This window comes from Paludibacterium sp. (genome assembly GCF_019232825.1).
Lineage (GTDB): Bacteria > Pseudomonadota > Gammaproteobacteria > Burkholderiales > Chromobacteriaceae > Paludibacterium.
Genome location: NZ_JAFAND010000044.1, coordinates 1 through 5,990 on the forward strand (window position 1 = coordinate 1; position 5,990 = coordinate 5,990).

Genomic DNA, 5,990 nt, shown 5'->3' on the forward strand with positions numbered 1-5,990 from the left:
CTAGTGCTTGATCATGATATGGCGCGCCACGCTGTAGTCTTCCAGCGCATACAGCGACAAGTCCTTGCCGTAGCCGGAGCGCTTGAGTCCGCCGTGCGGCATTTCGCTGATCAGCATGAAATGGGTATTGATCCAGGTGCAGCCATACTGCAGCGCCGACGCCACACGCATGGCGCGGCCGACGTCGCGGGTCCAGACCGAGCTCGCGAGGCCGTAGGTGGAGTCGTTGGCCCAAGCGACGGCCTGGGCCTCGTCATCGAAGCGGGTGATCGATACCACCGGGCCGAACACCTCGCTGCAGACGATTTCGTCGCTTTGGCGCGCACCGGCAATGACCGTCGGCTGGAAGAAATAGCCAGCGCCCGGGGCGCGCTTGCCGCCGGCGGTGATTTCCATGTGTCCTTGCTGCTGGGCGCGTTCGACGAAACTGGCGACGCGGTTGAGCTGGCGCTCGGAGATCAGCGGTCCCATTTCCACGCCGTCGTCGTGCTGCTTGCCGAAGCGGATGGCGGAGACCGCGCTCGACAGTTCGGCCACCAGACGGTCGTAGATCTTGCTGTGGGCATAGAGACGGCAGGCGGCGGTGCAGTCCTGGCCGGCGTTGTAGTAGCCGAAGGCGCGGATGCCGGCGACCACTTCGTCCAGGTCGGCGTCGTCGAAGACCAGCACCGGCGCCTTGCCGCCCAGCTCCAGGTGGGTGCGCTTGAGCGATTTGGCCGCGGCTTCCAGGATGCGGGAGCCGGTGGAGACGTCGCCGGTGAGCGAGATCATGCGCACCTGCGGCTGGGTGATCAACGGGCTGCCGACGGTTTCGCCGCGGCCGAGCACGACGTTGAACACGCCCGGCGGCAGGATGTCCGCGCAGTATTCCGCCAGCTTGAGCGTGGTCAGCGGCGTTTGCTCCGACGGCTTGAGCACCACGGTGTTGCCGGCGGCGAGCGCCGGCGCCATTTTCCACGCCGCCATCATCAGCGGATAGTTCCACGGCGCGATCGAGGCGACCACGCCCAACGGATCGCGGCGGATCAGGCTCGTGTGGCCCGCCAGGTACTCGCCGGCCAAAAGACCGGTCTGGGCGCGCACGGCGCCGGCGAAGAAACGGAAGACATCGGCCACGGCGGGAATTTCGTCGGCGAGCGCCAGCGCATAGGGCTTGCCGCAGTTCAGCGACTCCAACCGGGCGAACTCGGTGGCATGCGACTCGATGGCGTCGGCGATGGCCAGGAGCATTTGCGCGCGGTCTTTCGGCGTGGTGCGCCCCCACTCGGCGAAGGCGGCGTCGGCGCTCTTGACGGCGGCCTGCACCTGTTCGAGCGATGCTTCGTGGATGCGGGCGATGCACTCGCCGGTGGCCGGGTTGACGATTTCCTCGATGTTGCCTTCGCCTTGGACAAACAGGCCGTTGATCAGCAGGGCGGTTTGCAGGGTCTTTTCCATGATTCAGCCTCTCGATGGTCGGGGTTACTTGCCGCTGCCGGCAATGTCTTCGGTGCCGCTGGTCAGCCGCCAGGCGGCGATGATCGGCAAAGTGGTCAATAGCATCACGGTCATGGCGACCACGTTGGTGACCGGCACGTCGCGCGGCCGGGTCAGCTGGTTGAGCAGCCAGATCGGCAGCGTCACCTCGTTGCCGGCAGTGAAGGTGGTGACGATGATCTCGTCGAAACTGAGCGCGAAGGCCAGTATGCCGCCGGCCAAGAGCGCCGTGGCGATTTGCGGCAGCACGATGTGGCGGAAAGTCTGCCAGGGGTCGGCGCCCAGATCCATCGACGCTTCGATCAGGCTCATGCTGTTGCGTCTGAGCCGGGCGACGACGTTGTTGTAGACCACCACCACGCAGAAGGTGGCATGGCCGACGGCGATGGTCCAAAAGCCGGGCGCGACGCCGGCGAGCCGGAAGGCGGCCAACAGCGACAGGCCGGTGATGATGCCGGGCAGCGCGATGGGCAGGATCAGCATCAGCGTGACCGCTTCCTTGCCGAAGAAGCTGCCGCGGTAGAGGGCGCCTGCCGCCATCGTGCCCAGCACCATGGCCAACAGCGTGGCCACGAGCGCGATCTTGATCGAGAGCCCGATGGCGGCGAGCACGTCGGGATTGGCGAAGGCGATGCTGAACCAATGCAGCGTGAAGCCTTTGAGCGGAAAACTGTAAGCCGACGTTTCGGTATTGAAGGCATACAGCACGATCATGACGATCGGCAAGTGCAGAAAGCCCAGCCCGGCCCAGGCGAGACTCTTGAGCCACCACGGGGCGCGGTCGGCGGTTGAGCGGTCAAAGCGCATCGAAGGCCCCCAGTCGTTTGGCGATGGACAGGTATACCGCGATGATCAGCACCGGCACCAGGGTGAACGCGCCCGCCATGGGCATGTTGCCGATCGAGCCTTGCATCGTGTAGACCATGGTGCCGATGAAAAGACCCGACGGCCCGAACAGCTGCGGAATGATGTAGTCGCCGAGCGTGAGCGAAAAAGTGAAGATCGAGCCCGCCACCACGCCGGGAAACGCCAGCGGCAGTATCACCGTGCGAAACGCCATGAACGGCGTGGCGCCGAGGTCGGCCGCGGCCTGGATCAGGTTGCCCGGCACGCGCTCGAGCGCCGCTTGGATCGGCAAGATCATGAACGGCAGCCAGATGTAGGTGAACACGGTAAAGCGGCCGAGCGTCGAGGTGGACAGCGAGTCGCCGCCGATGCCCGGCAACGACAACAGCCAATCGACCACGCCCGACAGGCCGAAGCTGCGGTAGAACCAGTACACCAGGCCGCCTTTAGCCAGAATGACGGTCCAGGAGTAGGCCTTGACGATGTAGCTGGCCCACATCGGCAGCATGACCGCGACGTAGAAGAAGCCTTTGCGCCAGCCGCGGGCGTAGCGCGCCATGTAGTAGGCGAGCGGGAAGGCGAGCACGGCGGCGGCGAGCGTCACCGCCGCCGCCATGGCGACCGTGCGCAGGATCACGTCATGGTTGGCGGGGTCGAGCAGCGCGCGGTAGTTGTCGAGCGTCAACACCGGGCTGACATTCATGGTGAAGTCGTCGAAGGTGAAGAAACTCTGCGCCAACAGCGCGAACAACGAGCCGAGGTAGACCAGACCGAACCACAAGAGCGGCGGCGCGAGCAGCAGGAACAGCCACAAGGCGGGGCGGCGGTAGAGCGCGTCGGTCAACGCGGACAGCCCGCGCCGTTCAAGCATGCGCGACATGGCCGTTCTCCTCGGGAGCGAGCGGATGCATCGCGCGTTGCGGCCAATAGAGCTTGACCGGCGCGCCGACGGTGAAGGCGACGTCGTGGTCGTCCAGATTGGGGCTGACCACCGCCAGCACCTTGCCGTTGCCGGCGCGGACCTCGAAGCGGCTGACCGCGCCCAGGTACTGGATGTCGATCAGCTCGCCGGAAAGGCCGATCTCGCCTTCGCGCGGACCGTCTTGGCCGATGCGGATGCGCTCGGGGCGAATCGAGAAGGGCCGGTCCTGTCCGCATAGCGTTTGCGCGGCGGCATGGTCGAACACGTTGGAGGTGCCGACGAAATCGGCGACGAAGGCGGTGGCCGGCCTAGTGTACAGTTCGCGCGGCGTGGCGACTTGCTCGATGCGGCCGAGGTTGAACACCGCCACGCGGTCGGACATCGACAGCGCCTCGCCCTGGTCGTGCGTGACGTAGATGAAGGTGATGCCGAGCTGGCGCTGCAGGCTTTTGAGCTCGATCTGCATTTGTTCGCGCAGCTTCAGGTCGAGTGCGCCCAGCGGTTCGTCGAGCAGCAGCACGCGCGGTTTTTTGATCAAGGCGCGCGCCAGCGCGACCCGCTGACGCTGGCCGCCGGACAGCGCGGCCGGCCGGCGTTGGCCGTAGTCGCCGAGCTTGACCAGTTCGAGCATCGCTTGCGCCCGTTCTTGGCGCTCGCGTTTGCCCACGCCGGCGACCATCAGGCCGTAGGCGACGTTGTCGGCCACGCTCATGTGCGGAAACAGCGCGTAGTCCTGGAACACCGTGTTGACGTCGCGGCGGTAGGGCGGCAGACCGGCGGCCTCTTGGCCGAAAATGCGCACCGAGCCCGCGCTCGGCTGCTCGAAGCCGGCGATCAGCCGCAGGCAGGTGGTCTTGCCCGAGCCGGAGGGGCCGAGCATGGAAAAGAATTCGCCTTCCCCGATTTGCAGGTCGACGTTGTCCACGGCGCGCACTTTGTCGAAGGTGCGGCTCAGATTCTGAAATTCGACGGCGTAGGTCACGATAGAAATCTCGCTTCGGGTGAAGCCGCCGGCCCGGCGAGGCCGGCGGCGTGGCTCAGCGTCCGCCCATGACGGCGATGTAGTCGGCCGTCCAGCGGCTGTAAGGCACGCAGCGTCCCTGTTTGCATTGCGCGGTCGGGGTTTTCCAGAAATGGATCTGGGCGAATTTGTCAAAGCCGTTGGTCTGGCAGAAGGCGGTGCCGCCGGGAGCCTTGGTGTTGCAGGCTTCCGGTACCACCGGGTTGGAGCCGAACCACTCGGCCAGCGCCGATTGCAGGTTCTTGTTCAGCGACCACTCCATCCACTTGTAGCTGCACACCGGATGCTTGGCGTCGGCGGCCAGCATCGTGGTGTCGGCCCAGCCGGTCGCGCCTTCCTTGGGAATGGTCTCGCCGATGGGGAATTTCTCGCCGGCGAGCGAATTGACGGTATAGCCCCAGGCGCTGGTGGCGGCGATGCCTTCATTCTTGAAGTCGTTCATCTGCACGGTGACGTCGTGCCAATAGCGGTGGGCCAGCAGCTTTTGCTGCCGCAGCAGTTTCAGCACGGCGGCGTACTGGGTGTCGTTGAGCTCATACGGGTCGGTGATGCCGAGCGACGGGTTCTTGACCATCAGGTACATGGCGGCGTCGGCGATGTAGATCGGCCCGTCGTACGCTTGAATGCGGCCCTTGTTGGGCTTGCCGTCCGGCAGGTTCATCGGTTCGAACACCACGTTCCAGCTCTTCGGCGCGGTTTTGAAGACGTTGCTGTTGTAGGCGAGGAAGTTGGCGCCCCATTGATAGGGCGTGCCGTAATGCTGGCCATTGACGGTGAACCAGTTGCCGTTTTGCAGGCGCTTGTCCAAGGTCTTCCAGCTGGGGATCAGCGCGGTGTTGACCGGCTGGACTTTCTTGCCGTAGATCAGGCGCAGCGAGGCGTCGCCCGAGGCGGTGACCAGGTCGTAATTGCCCGACCCCATCAACGACACCATCTCGTCCGAGGTGGCGGCGGTTTTGACGTTGATCATACAGCCGGTCTGCTTTTCGAAACCGGTCACCCAGTCGTAGTTCTTGTCGTTGGCGCCGCGTTCGATGTAGCCGGGCCAAGCCAAGATGTTGAGCTGGCCTTCTCCCGCGCCGAGGTGGGTCAGTGGCGCGGCTTGGGCGCAGGCGGCTAGCGCGCCGAGCGCGAGGCCGATGACGGAATGCATTGTCTTGAACATGTTACTCTCCTGTGTAGCGCCTATAGCGCGAGCGGACATGCGACGGCATGGTTGGTCTGTGCCAATCTATGCCTATAGCATGATATGAATTCGCACACATTTGAGCTAATGCACTAAACCTATCGGGCCGTTCGGTTATTCCGAAAATGCGGCAATCACTTAGGGGCAAACACCGCGTCGGGAGAGGGCGTGGCGGCCCAGTCGCCGAATTGACTGGCGTTTGGTGGGATTGCGTTCGGTTTTTTGGAATGAATACGGTATGTATTCGGAAAAACAGATGGCTGGATGGGGGTTCGGCGCGATGCCGCGCGTTGCGCCGAACCCCATTGCGGGAGTAACGGCAACACCTTAAAAGCGGGAGTGGCAACAGCGTCCCGGCTTTTACTCCCGCCGTTAAGGTTTTGCTTTTACTCCCGCCGTTTCGCTTGCGCGAACCACCACTGCGGGAGTAACGGCAACACCTTGAAAGCGGGAGCGGGGACGGGCGTTTACTCCCGCCGTTAAGGTTTTGCTTTGACTCCCGCCGTTGCTTTTTAACTTCCTTCCACCCCGACGTGCGC

The 5,990-nt window shown here is 64.2% G+C and carries 5 protein-coding genes; all 5 read right to left on the reverse strand.

The features are described 5' to 3' along the window. The 5 genes from JOZ06_RS05340 to JOZ06_RS05360 are packed head-to-tail and all read right to left on the reverse strand — an operon-like array spanning nt 1 to nt 5,430. Nucleotides 1-1,437, reverse strand: a complete 1,437-nt coding sequence (locus tag JOZ06_RS05340) for a gamma-aminobutyraldehyde dehydrogenase (protein WP_293229632.1) — start codon at nt 1,435-1,437, stop codon at nt 1-3. A 24-nt stretch (nt 1,438-1,461) separates the two neighbouring features. After that, nucleotides 1,462-2,283, reverse strand: a complete 822-nt coding sequence (locus tag JOZ06_RS05345; protein WP_293229635.1) for an ABC transporter permease — start codon at nt 2,281-2,283, stop codon at nt 1,462-1,464. Beyond that, nucleotides 2,273-3,202, reverse strand: coding sequence for an ABC transporter permease (locus tag JOZ06_RS05350; RefSeq protein ID WP_293229638.1), 930 nt, complete (start codon nt 3,200-3,202; stop codon nt 2,273-2,275). Before JOZ06_RS05350 ends, JOZ06_RS05345 begins: the two co-directional genes overlap by 11 nt. Next, nucleotides 3,186-4,226, reverse strand: coding sequence for an ABC transporter ATP-binding protein (locus JOZ06_RS05355; RefSeq protein WP_293229641.1), 1,041 nt, complete (start codon nt 4,224-4,226; stop codon nt 3,186-3,188). The genes JOZ06_RS05350 and JOZ06_RS05355 overlap by 17 nt, the downstream gene beginning before the upstream one ends. A gap of 55 nt (nt 4,227-4,281) precedes the next feature. After that, entirely contained in the window at nt 4,282-5,430 is a 1,149-nt protein-coding gene (locus JOZ06_RS05360) for an ABC transporter substrate-binding protein (protein ID WP_293229644.1), read from the reverse strand. Nucleotides 5,431-5,990 lie beyond the last annotated feature (560 nt).

What these genes read in the sequence shown, in the direction of transcription:
- JOZ06_RS05340 (WP_293229632.1), bottom strand. Translation starts at nt 1,437, where the DNA reads ATGGAAAAGACCCTGCAAACCGCCCTGCTGATCAACGGCCTGTTTGTC.
- JOZ06_RS05345 (WP_293229635.1), bottom strand. Translation starts at nt 2,283, where the DNA reads ATGCGCTTTGACCGCTCAACCGCCGACCGCGCCCCGTGGTGGCTCAAG.
- JOZ06_RS05350 (WP_293229638.1), bottom strand. Translation starts at nt 3,202, where the DNA reads ATGTCGCGCATGCTTGAACGGCGCGGGCTGTCCGCGTTGACCGACGCG.
- JOZ06_RS05360 (WP_293229644.1), bottom strand. Translation starts at nt 5,430, where the DNA reads ATGTTCAAGACAATGCATTCCGTCATCGGCCTCGCGCTCGGCGCGCTA.